The sequence below is a fragment of the Streptomyces sp. NPDC096048 genome, assembly GCF_044763415.1.
Classification (GTDB): Bacteria; Actinomycetota; Actinomycetes; order Streptomycetales; family Streptomycetaceae; genus Streptomyces.
On the sequence record NZ_JBIWGG010000007.1, the window covers coordinates 316,216 to 330,137 of the forward strand.

The following is a 13,922-nucleotide window of genomic DNA, read 5'->3' on the forward strand; positions in this document are numbered from 1 at the left end:
TGACCCGACCGGCGACCCGACGGGCGACCCGACGACGCCCACGGACGACCCGACCGGCGACCCGACCGGTGACCCGACGGGCGGCACCGACGGCGGCGCGACCGGCGACCCGACGGGCGGCACCGACGGCGGCCCCACCGGCGACCCGGGCGGCGAGCCGGGCGGCGAAGGCTGACAGGCTGACCCGAACCGCTCCCGACGCGCGCGTGCGGCCCCGGAACGGGCTCCCCGCGCGCGTCGCGTTTCGGCAGGTCACAGAGAGCCGGCGGCGCCGTCCGTGAAGTGCACCGAGCCGAACCGCGGCTCGAGCCGCAGGTAGACCGGCTCGAACGGCACGCCGTCCACCTGGCGCGGCGCGGGGCCGAAGCGCTCGATCTCGGCGGCGCTCGGCTCATGGGCCTCGCACCGGCCCACGACCTGCACGGTCCACAGGCTCTCGCCGGGTCCGGCGGAACTCAGGTTGTCGGCGCCGTACGCGACGACGCTCCCGGCGCACACCTGGTGGTACCCGCAGCTCCTGGGCATGCGCAGCAGGACCCGGCCGTCGGCCACGATGTGCCGTGCGAAGGCGAGGAAGGGCAGGGCACGCAGGCTGGTGGCCGCACGGCCGTGGGCGGTGCGGCCGAGCAGGCCGACGGCGAGCTGTTCGTCGGAGGGCATGGCCCTACCGTGCGGGAGCGGGAGGCGACGGGAACAGAGTCGCCCGCCCCGCCATGAGGGGACGTAAGTCCCGAATAAGGCCCGGCTCGTGATTCGGACCGCGATTCGGCTCGTGATTCGGACCGCGTTTCGGACCGCGTTTCGGCCCGCGTCCCTCAGCGGTTCTCGGCCTGCAGCCGGGCCACGAACGCGGCCGCCTGCGAACGCCGCCGCATCTCGAGTTTCGCCAGCAGACTCGACACGTAATTCTTGATCGTTTTCTCGGCCAGGTGCAGTTGCTCGCCGATCGCGCGGTTGGTCAGCCCCTCGCCGATCAGCTCCAGGATGCGCCGCTCCTGGGCGGTGAGGCGGGCGAGCCGGTCGTCGGTCCGGGTGCCGCCGTCGCGCAGCCGCTCCATGACGCGCGCGGTGGCCGCCGGATCGAGCAGGGACTTCCCCCGGGCCACCTCCCGTACCGCGCTCAGCAGCTCGGCGCCCCGGATGTCCTTGAGTACGTAGCCGGAGGCGCCCGCCATGATCGCGTCGAAGAGGGCCTCGTCGTCGGCGAAAGAGGTCAGCATGAGGCACCGGACGGTCTCGTCCCCGGAGCGGATCTCGCGGCACACCTCCACGCCGCTGCCGTCCGGCAGCCGGACGTCCAGCACCGCCACGTCCGGACGGGTGGCCGCCACCCGGGCCGGCGCCTCGGCCGCCGTGCCGGCCTCGCCGACCACCTCGATGTCGGCCTCGCCCGCGAGCAGATCGTGCACCCCCCGGCGGACGACCTCGTGGTCGTCGAGGAGGAATACCCGGATTTTTCCGTCTTCGCGCACGGGCTCAGTCTCACACACCGACTCTTCCCGTGCCCGGGGTGGCCGGGATAACGTGCCGTTGTTCCGGCCCCCTGCGAGGCTGTGACCAGTAAAACTTCCGTACTTCGCCGATTTACTTGGAAATCCGAGTAAAAACGCAGGTCAGGTGGGGTTTCACAGAAATGTGGAGCACTGGGTAACGTGCTGTTCGCAGGGCGCTCGCCGGGGCACCTGTCACGCCTGTTCCCGATCGGGCCGCACCCACCCTTGTGCGACCTCCGGGCCGCAGGTGAGCCGCACTGGCTTCCGGCGAACCCGGGGGCCGGACCGACGGAGGAGCACACGTGACCGAGAGCACTGCCGCGCGCAAGCCGCGACGCAGCGCCGGAAGCAAGGCGACCGGTACCACCGGCACCAAGGCCGGCGCCACGGGCGCCAAGGCCGGCACCACCGGCACCAAGCGCACTACCCGCACCGCTGCCGCCAAGAAGGGCTCCGAGACGGAGCTGGTGCAGCTGCTGACCCCCGAGGGCGAGCGCGTCGAGGATCCGGCCTACGCCGAGTACGCCTCGCACGTCGCCGACATCACCCCCGACGAGCTGCGCGGCCTGTACCGCGACATGGTGCTCACCCGGCGCTTCGACGCCGAGGCCACCGCGCTGCAGCGCCAGGGCGAGCTGGGCCTGTGGGCCTCGCTGCTGGGCCAGGAGGCCGCCCAGATCGGCTCCGGCCGGGCCACCCGCGAGGACGACTACGTCTTCCCGACCTACCGCGAGCACGGCGTCGCCTGGTGCCGCGGGGTGGACCCGACCAACCTGCTCGGCATGTTCCGCGGCGTGAACAACGGCGGCTGGGACCCCAACAGCAACAACTTCCACCTCTACACCATCGTGATCGGCTCGCAGGCGCTGCACGCCACGGGCTACGCGATGGGCATCACCAAGGACGGCGCCGACTCCGCCGTGATCGCCTACTTCGGCGACGGCGCCTCCAGCCAGGGCGACGTCAGCGAGGCGTTCAACTTCGCGGCCGTCTACAACGCCCCCGTGGTGTTCTTCTGCCAGAACAACCAGTGGGCGATCTCCGAGTCCAACGAGAAGCAGACCCGGGTGCCGCTCTACCAGCGCGCCCAGGGCTTCGGCTTCCCCGGCGTCCGCGTCGACGGCAACGACGCGCTGGCCTGTCTCGCGGTCACCCGGTGGGCCCTGGAGCGGGCGCGGCGCGGTGAGGGCCCGGCGCTGATCGAGGCGTACACGTACCGCATGGGCGCCCACACCACCTCGGACGACCCCTCCCGCTACCGGCACGACGACGAGCGGGCCGCCTGGGAGGCGAAGGACCCGATCCTGCGCCTTCGCCGCTTCCTGGAGTCCGCGAACCACGCGGACGAGGGATTCTTCGGGGAACTGGAGGCGGAGAGCGAGACGTTGGGCAAACGAGTGCGCGAAGTGGTCCGTGCCATGCCGGACCCGGACCGTTTCGCCATCTTCGAGAACGTGTACGCGGACGGGCACGCGCTCGTCGACGAGGAGCGAGCCCAGTTCGCCGCCTACCAGGCGTCGTTCGCGGATGCAGAGGGGGTCTGACATGGCAGCGGAAAAGATGGCGCTGGCCAAGGCGATCAACGAATCGCTGCGCCGCGCGCTGGACTCGGACCCCAAGGTCCTGATCATGGGCGAGGACGTCGGCAAGCTCGGCGGCGTCTTCCGGGTCACCGACGGTCTCCAGAAGGACTTCGGCGAGGACCGGGTGATCGACACCCCGCTCGCCGAGTCCGGCATCGTCGGCACCGCCATCGGCCTGGCCCTGCGCGGCTACCGCCCGGTGGTGGAGATCCAGTTCGACGGGTTCGTCTTCCCGGCCTACGACCAGATCGTCACGCAGCTGGCGAAGATGCACGCCCGCTCGCTGGGCAAGGTCAAGATGCCGGTCGTCATCCGCATCCCCTACGGCGGCGGCATCGGCGCGGTCGAGCACCACTCCGAGTCCCCCGAGGCGCTGTTCGCGCACGTGGCGGGCCTGAAGGTGGTCTCCCCCTCGAACGCGGCGGACGCGTACTGGATGATGCAGCAGGCCATCCAGAGCGACGACCCGGTGATCTACTTCGAGCCCAAGCGGCGCTACTGGGACAAGGCCGAGGTCGACACCGAGGCGATCCCGGGCCCGCTGCACGCCGCGCGTGTGGTGCGCGAGGGCTCCGACCTCACGCTGGCCGCGTACGGCCCGATGGTGAAGCTCTGCCAGGAGGTCGCCGACGCGGCGGCCGAGGAGGGGCGGTCCCTGGAGGTCGTCGACCTGCGCTCGATCTCCCCGGTCGACTTCGACACCATCCAGGCGTCGGTGGAGAAGACCCGCCGCCTGATCGTGGTCCACGAGGCGCCGGTGTTCCTGGGCTCGGGCGCGGAGATCGCGGCCCGGATCACGGAGCGCTGCTTCTACCACCTGGAGGCCCCGGTACTGAGGGTCGGCGGCTACCACGCCCCGTACCCGCCGGCCCGCCTGGAGGAGGAGTACCTGCCCGACCTGGACCGGGTGCTGGATGCCGTCGACCGCTCGCTGGCGTACTGAGGAGAGGGTCGTGACGACGATGACCGAAGGGTCCGTACGCGAGTTCAAGATGCCCGACGTGGGCGAGGGACTCACCGAGGCCGAGATCCTCAAGTGGTACGTCCAGCCCGGTGACACCGTCACCGACGGCCAGGTGGTGTGCGAGGTCGAGACGGCGAAGGCCGCCGTCGAGCTGCCCATCCCCTACGACGGCGTGGTCCGCGAGCTGCACTTCCCCGAGGGCACCACGGTCGACGTGGGTACGTCGATCATCGCGGTGGCCGTCGGCGACGCGGCGGCGGCGCCGGAACCGGCGCAGGCACCCGTCGAGGGCGCCGCGGACACGGCGACCGCACCAGCGGCGCCCGAGGCCGAGGAGAAGAAGCCGGAGGGCCGCCAGCCGGTCCTGGTCGGCTACGGGGTGTCCACCTCCTCGACCCGCCGCCGCCCCCGCAAGGGGGTTCAGACCCCGGACCAGGAGGCCTTGGCCGCCTCCGCCGCGATCCAGGCCGAGATGAACGGCCACGGCTCCGCACCGGCCGCCCCGACCGGGCGCCCGCTCGCCAAGCCCCCGGTGCGCAAGCTCGCCAAGGACCTCGGCGTCGACCTGGCGACCGTGGTCCCGTCCGGCCCGGACGGCATCATCACACGCGAGGACGTGCACGCGGCGGTGGCCCCGGCACCGGCACCGGCCCCGGAGCCCGAGGCGGCGCCGGCGGCACCCGCCCCCGCGGCCCCCTCCCCGGCGACCGCGGCGTCGTACGACACGGCGCGCGAGACCCGTATCCCGGTCAAGGGCGTCCGCAAGGCGACGGCGGCGGCGATGGTCGGCTCGGCGTTCACGGCGCCGCACGTCACCGAGTTCGTGACGGTCGACGTGACGCGCACGATGAAGCTGGTCGAGGAGCTGAAGCAGGACAAGGAGTTCACGGGCCTGCGGGTGAACCCGCTCCTGCTGATCGCCAAGGCCCTGCTGGTCGCCATCAAGCGCAACCCGGACGTCAACGCGTCCTGGGACGAGGCGGCGCAGGAGATCGTGGTCAAGCATTACGTCAACCTGGGCATCGCCGCGGCGACCCCGCGAGGCCTGATCGTCCCGAACATCAAGGACGCCCACGCCAAGACCCTGCCGCAGCTGGCGGGGTCCCTGGGCGAGCTGGTGGCGACGGCCCGGGACGGCAAGACCTCCCCGGCCGCCATGCAGGGCGGCACGGTGACCATCACCAACGTCGGCGTCTTCGGCGTCGACACCGGCACACCGATCCTCAACCCGGGCGAGTCCGCGATCCTCGCGGTCGGCGCGATCAAGCTCCAGCCGTGGGTGCACAAGGGCAAGGTGAAGCCGCGTCAGGTGACCACCCTGGCGCTGAGCTTCGACCACCGTCTGGTCGACGGCGAGCTGGGTTCCAAGGTCCTCGCCGACGTGGCGGCGGTCCTGGAGCAGCCGAAGAGGTTGATCAGCTGGGCGTGAAGCCACGGATCGACTAGATTCATGACGGGAGGGGCGCCGCAAGTTCCAGTTGCGACGCCCCTCTTGTCGTGCCGGGCTCAGCTCCGGTTCAGCACGTACACCGGAGCCCCGTTCTCGGCCCCGCCCCGTGAGCGGATGCAGGCGTGGGCGCGCAGCAGCCGCAGGCACTCGTTGACCCGCCGTACGGAAAGCCCGGTACGGGCGGCGATCGACTCCAGCGGCTCCCGCAGCTCACCCTTCTCGACGAGCACCGGCGCGATGACCAGGGCGACCGTCCACACGTCCTCCGTCACGGACAACCGCTGCCGCCAGTCGGCCAGGACGGACTCCGTGGTGGGTTCCGGGGCGAGTCGGCCGACGGTTCCGCCCTGGTGGAGGACCAGGGTGTCGAACCGGTCCGCGATGCGCTCCAAGGCGTGCACCATGGCCTGTTGCACGGCGAGGGTGGCCTGCTGGGCGGCGAGGGTGGCCTGCTGCGTGGACAGCATCTCCTTCTGCAACGCGATCGACGTACGTTGGCCCTCGGCCAGCTCCTCGTCCAGCTTCAGATTGTGCGCCTCCAGCCGGACGATCGCCTCGGCCACCTGGTCCGGCATGGCGTAGGCGATGGGCGCGCCGGGCGCGGCGGGCTGCACCTCGGCCTCGTCCAGAGAGTACGAACCCTCGCGCTGCACGGTCTCGATGACCTCGGCGACCCACTGCTTGAAGGGGGCGCAGGCCGGTTTGGTGCAGGCGTTGACGAGGAGGATGAGACCTTGGAGATCGATGAGTTGTAGGTCTCGGCGCCAACTCCTACCTGCGGGAACGCCGAGACTGTGACTTCCAGTCACAGTCTCGAGATTGTCTCGATGCTCCTCCGGAACGTGATCGAGAAGCGCCTTGCGGGTCGTGGTGTATCCCAACTCTTTGCACACGTCCGCCGCCGGGAACCAGTGGCTTCCGTCGGGCATGGTCAGCCTCCGCACTCGGGCGCCGGTGGCCGCGTACACGAAATCGTTGACGTCGATCGCCTCGTGCCGCTCGGCGGAGTTCCGCCGCTTGCTGGGTTCGTTCATGTGAACCACCTCCGTCGCGGAACGTAGGGCCGGGCCGAGGGCATATGCCAGCGGTCTCCGGGATGTTCACGACTGCGAGCGAAAATGATCGAGAACCGCTGCGTCGACCGCTGGGCCGGGTGTATGGCGAAGGGGCCCACCGGCACACGGGTGAGCCCCTTCGGACGGCTTCGTGTCTGTCAGACCCTGCCGAACCCGTAGTTCATGAGCCGCGTCGCGTCCTTGGCGCGCTGGGCCGAGGACGAGGAGGTCAGGACCGTGCCGATGACGGTCTTGCCCTTGCGGGTCGCGGCGAAGACCAGGCAGTACTTGGCCTCCGGGCCCGACCCGGTCTTCACGCCGATCGCTCCGCTGTAACTGCCGAGCAGGGTGTTGGTGTTGGTCCAGGGCGCCATCGTGCGGGTGCCGCCCTTCTTGGTGACCGTCTTCGCCGTGTACTTCTTCGTCTTGACGATCGTGCGGAAGGTGGAGCTCTTCATCGCACTGCTCGCGAGCTTCGTCAGATCGCGCGGCGTGGAGTAGTTCTTGCCGTTGCCGATGCCGTCGAACGAGTCGAAGTGGGTGTTCTTCAGGCCGAGGCTCTTGGCGGTGGAGTTCATCTTGCCGATGAACGACTTCACCCGGGCCGCCCGCGTCTTGCCCGAGCCGAACCTGTCGGCCAGCGCGTACGCGGCGTCGCAACCGGACGGCAGCATCAGGCCGTACAGCAACTGCCGGACCGTCACCTTGTCGCCGACGATCAGACGGGCCGAGGAGGCGTTCTTCGAGACGATGTAGTCGCTGTACGCCATCTGGATCGTGACCTTGGCGTCCAGGTTCAGCTTCGGCTGCGAGAGCACGACCTTGGCGGTCATGATCTTGGTCGTGGAGCCGGTGGAACGCCGGGTGTCCGCGGCCTTGGTGTAGAGCGACTTGCCGCTCGCGTTGTCCATCGCGAAGCCGCCCTTGGCGACGATCGAGGGCGCGGCGGCGGCGGCTCGCGCGGGCGCGGCCTGTGCGGACGCCGGCTGCGCGGATGCGGCCTGCGCGGGCGCGGCCTGTACGGGCGCGGCCTGTACGGGCGCGGCCTGTACGGGCGCGGCCTGTACGGGCGCGGTGGAGAGGGCTCCGGTCGCGAGCACGGCGCCGCTGGTCAGGGCGACGGCGATGGCTCTGCGGAGACGGATGCCCTGAATGACGTTTATCAAGTCGAGTACCCCGATTGTTGTGAATTCCCCTGATGTGCGGCCGAGTTGTGGTCGAAGCGTCTCGGGCCGTGTCTGTGCGACACGTGAATAGCACGGATGGTTGTGCGGCGGTCGTCAGGGGGTGCCTGGTCCCCCTCACGGGTGGCCCGGCGTCCGGATGATGGACGGGGCGCCGCTTGCGTCCCTGTTGTATCTATCCTGTCGGCATGACCACGGCAGTGAAGCAACCACCGGCGGCGGACCGCGTCTACACCCACGTCAAGCAGGGCGTCCTCGAACGCCGCTACGAGGGCGGGACCCTGCTCACCGAGGGCGAGCTCGCCGAGGCCGTGGGCGTCTCCCGCACGCCGGTGCGCGAGGCGCTGCTCCGGCTCGAGGTCGAGGGCCTGATCCGGCTGTACCCGAAGAAGGGGGCGCTGGTCCTGCCCGTCTCCGCGCAGGAGATCACGGACGTGGTGGAGACCCGGCTGCTGGTCGAGGAGCACGCGGCCAGGAAGGCCGTACCCGCGCCGCACGGCCTCGTCGAACGGCTGGAGGAACTGCTCGCCCGGCAGAAGGAGCAGGCCGCCGCCGGCGACCTCGCCGGCGCCTCCGTCACCGACCGCTGCTTCCACGCCGAGATCGTCCGCAGCGGCGGCAACGAGATCCTGTCCCGCCTCTACGACCAGCTCCGCGACCGCCAGCTGCGCATGGGCGTCGCCGTCATGCACTCCCACCCCGACCGGATCGCCAAGACCCTCGCCGAGCACGAGGAGATCCTCGACGCGCTGCGTGCCGGGGACGCGGAGGCGGCCGTCGGAGTGGTCCACCGGCACGTGGGCTGGTTCTCGCACCTGGCCCGGGGGGAGGCCCGATGAGTTCGGCCACGTCGGCCGGAAAGACCCTGCCCGGCGACCCTCCCCCAGAGGGGACACCCCCAGGCGGTCGGCGCGCGATCGCCGTGTGGAGCATCGGCGTCGCCGTCTACTTCGTCGCCGTCATCTTCCGTACGTCCCTGGGGGTGGCCGGCCTCGACGCCGCCGACCGCTTCCACGTCAACGCCTCCGCGCTGTCCACCTTCTCCATCCTCCAGCTGCTGGTCTACGCCGGTATGCAGATACCCGTCGGCCTGCTGGTCGACCGGCTCGGCACGAAGAAGGTGCTGGGTATCGGGGCGGTGCTGTTCACGGTCGGGCAGCTGGGCTTCGCCTTCTCACCGTCGTACGGCATGGCGCTCGCCTCGCGGGCGCTGCTCGGCTGCGGGGACGCGATGACGTTCATCAGCGTGCTGCGGCTGGGCACCCGCTGGTTCCCGGCCCGGCGCGGGCCGATGGTCGCCCAGCTCGCCGGACTGGTCGGCATGGCGGGCAACCTGGTCTCCACCCTCGTCCTGGCCCGGCTGCTGCACGGCGTCGGCTGGACGGCGGCGTTCGCGGGCAGCGCGCTGGCGGGCGTGATCGTCTTCGTCCTGCTGCTGCTCTTCCTGAAGGACCACCCCGAGGGGCACGAGCCGGAGCCGCTGCCGCACCAGGGGGCCGCGTACGTACGGCGGCAGATCGCCACGTCCTGGCGGGAGCCGGGGACTCGGCTCGGGCTGTGGGTGCACTTCACCACCCAGTTCCCGGCGATGGTGTTCCTGCTGCTGTGGGGGATGCCGTTCCTGGTCGAGGCGCAGGGACTGTCCCGGGCCACGGCCGGCGGGCTGCTCACCCTCGTCGTGCTGTCCAACATGACGGTCGGCCTGGTCTACGGCCAGCTCATCGCCCGGCACCACGCGGCGCGGCTGCCGCTGGCGCTCGGCACGGTGGGCGCGACGGCGCTCCTGTGGGCGGCGACGCTCGCCTACCCGGCCGACCACGCGCCGATGTGGCTGCTCGTCGTGCTGTGCGCGGTGCTGGGCGCGTGCGGGCCGGCGTCGATGATCGGCTTCGACTTCGCGCGGCCGGCGAATCCGCCGGAGCGGCAGGGGACGGCGTCCGGGATCACGAACATGGGCGGTTTCGTGGCGTCGATGACCACGCTGTTCGCGGTGGGGGTGCTGCTGGACGCGACCGGGGACGACTACACCGTCGCGTTCTCGTCCGTGTTCGTGCTCCAGGCGGTCGGGGTGTCGCAGATTCTGCGGTTGCGGAAGCGGGCGGCCCGGCGGGAGCGGGAGCGGTTGGTGACGAGCCGGGTGGAGACGGTGCACGTGCCGGCGTAGGTGCCCGGCGCGGGTGCGGGCCTGGCCGGGGGCTGCCGCCCCCAGACCCCGGCTCCGGCCTGAACGGCCTCGTCCGCGAACGCCGGACGGGCTGGTCTCGTACCGGCGCTACCGCGTCACCGTGAAGTTCCGCAGGATCGCCGCCGTCAGGTCCTGGTCGCCCTCCGTCTTGATGCGGTCCGCCGCCGCTTCCGGGGTCACACGGCCGCAGGCCAGGCGGACGTAGGTCTCCCAGTCGAGGGTGAGGGTGGCGGCCGGGCCGAGGGCGGGGGCCGTCTCCAGGGTGCCGCGGCCCTGGATGTCGACGCGGATGGTGCGCAGGAACTCGACCGGGCCGTGGACGTCGAAGACGACGGCGGAGCTGCGGGGAGCGTCCGCGCGCTCGGCGACGACACCCGGCAGCTCGTCGAGCAGCACGTCACGGGCGACGTGCGCGCCGGGGGAGTCGAGGTTGCCGGGGCGGCCGAGGGCCGTGCGCAGGTCCTGTTCGTGTGCCCAGACGTCGAAGGCGTGCCGGCGCATCGCCTCTCCGAGGGTCAGCTCGGTGCCGAGCGGGCCGCGCACCTTCGTGCCGGGGTCGCGCGACTCGTTGCGCAGCTGGCGGTTGCGCCGGATGATCATGTACTCCAGCTCGGACGTCATCTCCGGCGCCGTGTGGTGGCGGCGGACGTCGACCTGCATCTCCATGTAGCGCTGGTGGTCGTTGGTGACGTGGAAGAGGTCGCGCGGGAGGGTGTGGATGGGGCGGGGGTCGCCGAGCATCTCGGAGTCCAGGCCGAGGACGTGGGAGACGACGTCGCGCACCGACCAGCCCGGGCAGGGGGTGCGGCGGTTCCACTCTGCCTCCACGAGGGGCTGGACCAGCTCGGATATCGCCTCGATGGAGTGAGTCCAGGCGTCGGCGTAGGGCTGGAGGGTGGGATGCAGACTCACGGAACGGGACCCCTCGGCGGTCGGTACACGGGCGGTTGTTTCGGCGGCGGTGCCTGTGGGAGGTGGCGGCGGTCAGTGGGCGTGTCGAGACGTTAAGTTACGCTGCTGTGCGGCACCCCGGCAGTGCTTTCGTGTGACGATCGTAGGCCGTGTGGACACCCTCGGGGACGGCCCGGATGGCAGGACGGTGGTAGCGTGCGCGCCTCTTTGATCCAAATCGCCGTGAACGCGGATGAATCCGTCGAAGCGCGCCGTCGGCGAGCGGCGGCGCTGGTACGGGATCAGGCGGGCGCCGATCTCGTCGTACTGCCGGAGCTGTGGACCACGGGCGCGTTCGCCTTCGAGGAGTTCGGCGCGTGGGCCGAGCCGCTCCAGGGCCCGACGTACGAGGCGATGGCGAAGGCGGCGAGCGACGCGGGCGTCTGGCTGCACGCGGGGTCGATCCCCGAGCGTGGCCCCGACGGACAGCTGTACAACACCTCTCTCGTCTGCTCCCCCTCCGGTGAGCTGGCCGCCTCCTACCGCAAGATCCACCGGTTCGGCTTCGACAAGGGCGAGGCCGTGCTGATGGGCGCGGGGCGCGAGCCGGTGACGGTCCGTCTGCCGGAGACGACCCTCGGCGTGGCGACCTGCTACGACCTCCGCTTCCCCGAACTCTTCCGCGCACTCGTCGACGCGGGTGCCGAGACCCTCGTCGTACCGGCGGGCTGGCCGGAGCGCCGCCGGTCCCACTGGACGCTGCTGGCCCAGGCACGGGCGGTGGAGAACCAGGCGTTCGTCCTCGCGTGCGGAACGGCCGGGACGCACGCCGGAGTTCCGCAGGCCGGTCACTCGATCGTGGTCGATCCGTGGGGCGAGGTGCTGGCGCAGGCCGGCGCGGACGAGGAGGTCCTCACGGTGGAGTTCGACCCGGCGAAGGTGGCGCGGACCAGGGAACAGTTCCCCGCGCTGAAGGACCGGGTGCTGGGCCTCGCGGCGCCGCGGCGCTAGCGAGGGCGCCCCCGGACAGACGGTGTGCCCTCCGGACACACGGTGTGAGGCCCCGCCCCCGCCCTAGACTCCCGCGCATGGCACCCACCGGTACCCCTGTCATCCGTCGTGTCCGGGTGGACCCCGCCGGCACCCACTTCGCGTCGGCGTTCGAGCTCCCGACCGCCGGACTGCCCCGGCTGACGCCCGAGCAATGGGCCCGCGCCAGCTTCGAGGACGTCCCGGCGGTGCTGCGTGAGCTGTTCCGGACGGGCTGGGCCGGCGTGCTCGGCCTGCGGCTGGGACCGCGGTCCTCGGCGCGGCACGTGGTCGGGTGGCGCATGCTGGAGTCCGGGCCGGACCGGCTCGCCCTGGAGGCCCGCGCCCCGTCGCTGACCGTCCGCAACGTATTGACCCTCGACGGCTCACGGCTGCTCTGGGCGACGTATGTGCGCTACGAGCGTCCGGCCGGCCGGGCGCTGTGGTCCCTGGCCGCACCGGTGCACCACCTGGCCGTGCCCCTGCTCCTGGGCCGCGCCGTCCGCCGCGCGGCGTGAGGCGCCGCCGGGCCCCCCGGGGCGTCGGGGCGTCGGCGGCCCGCGCCTGTCACTCGTCCTCCCGCTCCTTCTCCGCCAGGTGGATCACGCACACCGTCAGCGCGATCAGCAGCGCCGGGTCCGCGTCGTCCCGGACGACGTCCACGCCGTAGGTGTCCCGGAGGGTCAGCCACCGGCGCGAGACGACGGCCAGCAGCTCACCGTCGTACTCGATGGCGAACTCCCGGTCGAGGATCTTGCCGCTGACGTCCAGTTCGGTGCCGTCGGCCAGCGAGACCCGGTAGTGGTTGCGCAGCAGGGAGAGACGTTTCCGCTTGATCCGGGCCAGTGGCTCGTCGCCCCGCTCGATCACCATCGTGTCGCGCAGGGCGAACATCTTCTGGTGGATGTCGACGAGCACGCGCCCCTGGACGTCCTTCAGCTCCCAGGTGTCCCGCAGCCGCATCGCCTTGCCGTCGACGAGGTACACCTTGTTGCCGTTGTCGTCCTCGATCCAGTAGTCGTCGCCGAAGCCGAGGAGCCGGTCGTACACGAGGAATCTCATGGCGTGATCGCTTCCCCGGCGTCCGCTCCGAAACGCCGTCGGTAGGCCGACGGGCTGAGCCCGGTCTCGCGCCGCAGCCGCGCCCGGAGGTTCGCGGCGGTGCCCAGGCCGCTGCGGGCCGCCACCACGTCCAGGCGCTCCTCCCCGCGCTCGATCAGCCGTCGCGCGAGGGTCACGCGCTCGGCCGTCAGCCAGGCGAGCGGTGTCGTCCCCAGCTGCGTCCGGAACCTCCGGTGCAGGGTCGCCGGTGACATCGCCGCGCGGTCCGCGAGGTCCGTCACGGTCAGGGGCTGGTCCAGCCGCTCCTGCGCCCACTCCAGCAGGGGCGCGAGCGACTCGTCGGGTACGTGGGGCACGGGCCGCTCCACGAACTGGCGCTGCCCGCCGTCCCGGTGGGCGGCGAACACCAGCCGCCGGGAGACGGCGTTCGCGATCTCGGCGCCGTGGTCCTTGCGCCAGATGTGCAGTCCCAGGTCGAGCGCCGCCGCGCTGCCCGCCGCGGTGAGAAGTTCACCGTCGTCCACGAACAGCACGTCCGGCTCCAGCAGCACCCGCGGGTGCAGCCGGCGGAAGGAGTCCGCCCACAACCAGTGCGTGGCGGCCCGCCGCCCGTCCAGCAGTCCGGCCTCGGCGAGGGCGAAGCTGCCGGTGCACAGGCTCATCACGCGGGCGCCACGCGCGTGCGCGCGCCGGATGGCGTCCAGGACGGCCGGGCCGCGCGGTACGACGTTGTCCGGCCGGCCGGGGACGACGAGCGTGTCCGCCCCGTCCGCGGCCTCCAGACCGGGCACGTCGGTGAGCGTGAAGAACCCGTGGTTCATCCGGATCCCCGGCGTCGGCCCGCACAGCGTCACCTCGTACAGCGGTCCGGGCAGCCCCAGCTCGGGTCGCGGCAGCCCGAACAGCTCGGTGGCGCAGCCGACCTCGAACGGGTTGGTGCCCTCGTCGACGATCACGGCGACGCGGTGGGTCCGCGGGTACTGAGAGGATCCTTGCGGCATGTGCGATTTCTAGCACTCGTGCGGC

14 protein-coding genes are annotated in these 13,922 nt (G+C 71.5%); 7 read left to right on the forward strand and 7 right to left on the reverse strand.

Features of this window, described 5'->3' with window-relative positions:
- Positions 1–252: 252 nt before the first annotated feature.
- Entirely contained in the window at positions 253–660 is a 408-nt protein-coding gene (locus ACIQ6R_RS21405) for a pyridoxamine 5'-phosphate oxidase family protein (RefSeq protein WP_404222861.1), read from the reverse strand.
- A gap of 155 nt (positions 661–815) precedes the next feature.
- On the reverse strand, positions 816–1,472 hold the full coding sequence (locus ACIQ6R_RS21410; RefSeq protein WP_404173093.1) for a response regulator: 657 nt from the start codon (positions 1,470–1,472) through the stop codon (positions 816–818).
- A 323-nt stretch (positions 1,473–1,795) separates the two neighbouring features.
- Here ACIQ6R_RS21410 and pdhA point away from each other — a divergent pair, with 323 nt between their 5' ends.
- From pdhA to ACIQ6R_RS21425, 3 genes are read left to right on the forward strand one after another with little or no spacing between them, the layout of a single operon-like run.
- A complete protein-coding gene (pdhA, locus tag ACIQ6R_RS21415) occupies positions 1,796–3,037 on the forward strand; it encodes a pyruvate dehydrogenase (acetyl-transferring) E1 component subunit alpha (protein WP_404222862.1) in 1,242 nt (413 codons plus the stop codon).
- A 16-nt stretch (positions 3,038–3,053) separates the two neighbouring features.
- Positions 3,054–4,019, forward strand: coding sequence for an alpha-ketoacid dehydrogenase subunit beta (locus tag ACIQ6R_RS21420; protein ID WP_404173758.1), 966 nt, complete (start codon positions 3,054–3,056; stop codon positions 4,017–4,019).
- 10 nt (positions 4,020–4,029) lie between these two features.
- A complete protein-coding gene (locus ACIQ6R_RS21425; protein ID WP_404222863.1) occupies positions 4,030–5,469 on the forward strand; it encodes a dihydrolipoamide acetyltransferase family protein in 1,440 nt (479 codons plus the stop codon).
- 77 nt (positions 5,470–5,546) lie between these two features.
- On the opposite strand, the gene ACIQ6R_RS21430 is transcribed toward ACIQ6R_RS21425, so the two are convergent.
- Positions 5,547–6,524: a Bro-N domain-containing protein gene (locus ACIQ6R_RS21430; RefSeq protein WP_404222864.1), complete on the reverse strand. Its 978-nt coding sequence runs from the start codon at positions 6,522–6,524 to the stop codon at positions 5,547–5,549.
- A 179-nt stretch (positions 6,525–6,703) separates the two neighbouring features.
- On the reverse strand, positions 6,704–7,711 hold the full coding sequence (locus tag ACIQ6R_RS21435) for a D-alanyl-D-alanine carboxypeptidase family protein (RefSeq protein WP_404222865.1): 1,008 nt from the start codon (positions 7,709–7,711) through the stop codon (positions 6,704–6,706).
- Between the two features lie 206 nt (positions 7,712–7,917).
- On the opposite strand from ACIQ6R_RS21435, the gene ACIQ6R_RS21440 reads away from it, so the two are divergent.
- Positions 7,918–8,568 (forward strand): GntR family transcriptional regulator, encoded by a 651-nt coding sequence (locus ACIQ6R_RS21440; protein ID WP_404173108.1) that lies wholly within the window; start codon positions 7,918–7,920, stop codon positions 8,566–8,568.
- Positions 8,565–9,893, forward strand: coding sequence for a nitrate/nitrite transporter (locus ACIQ6R_RS21445; protein ID WP_404222866.1), 1,329 nt, complete (start codon positions 8,565–8,567; stop codon positions 9,891–9,893). Before ACIQ6R_RS21440 ends, ACIQ6R_RS21445 begins: the two co-directional genes overlap by 4 nt.
- A 108-nt stretch (positions 9,894–10,001) precedes the next feature.
- Here ACIQ6R_RS21445 and ACIQ6R_RS21450 read toward each other — a convergent pair whose 3' ends face one another.
- The gene (locus ACIQ6R_RS21450) at positions 10,002–10,826 is read right to left on the reverse strand and encodes a maleylpyruvate isomerase family mycothiol-dependent enzyme (RefSeq protein WP_404173114.1); all 825 of its coding nucleotides are present in this window, start codon (positions 10,824–10,826) and stop codon (positions 10,002–10,004) included.
- 195 nt (positions 10,827–11,021) lie between these two features.
- Between ACIQ6R_RS21450 and ACIQ6R_RS21455 the strand changes: the two genes are divergently transcribed.
- Positions 11,022–11,816, forward strand: coding sequence for a carbon-nitrogen family hydrolase (locus ACIQ6R_RS21455; protein ID WP_404222867.1), 795 nt, complete (start codon positions 11,022–11,024; stop codon positions 11,814–11,816).
- Positions 11,817–11,893: 77 nt separating this feature from the next.
- Entirely contained in the window at positions 11,894–12,352 is a 459-nt protein-coding gene (locus ACIQ6R_RS21460) for a DUF2867 domain-containing protein (protein ID WP_404222868.1), read from the forward strand.
- Between the two features lie 49 nt (positions 12,353–12,401).
- Here ACIQ6R_RS21460 and ACIQ6R_RS21465 read toward each other — a convergent pair whose 3' ends face one another.
- Complete coding sequence (locus ACIQ6R_RS21465) at positions 12,402–12,896, reverse strand: LURP-one-related/scramblase family protein (RefSeq protein ID WP_375924637.1); 495 nt, start codon at positions 12,894–12,896, stop codon at positions 12,402–12,404.
- Entirely contained in the window at positions 12,893–13,897 is a 1,005-nt protein-coding gene (locus ACIQ6R_RS21470; protein WP_404222869.1) for a GlxA family transcriptional regulator, read from the reverse strand. Before ACIQ6R_RS21470 ends, ACIQ6R_RS21465 begins: the two co-directional genes overlap by 4 nt.
- Positions 13,898–13,922: the final 25 nt, after the last annotated feature.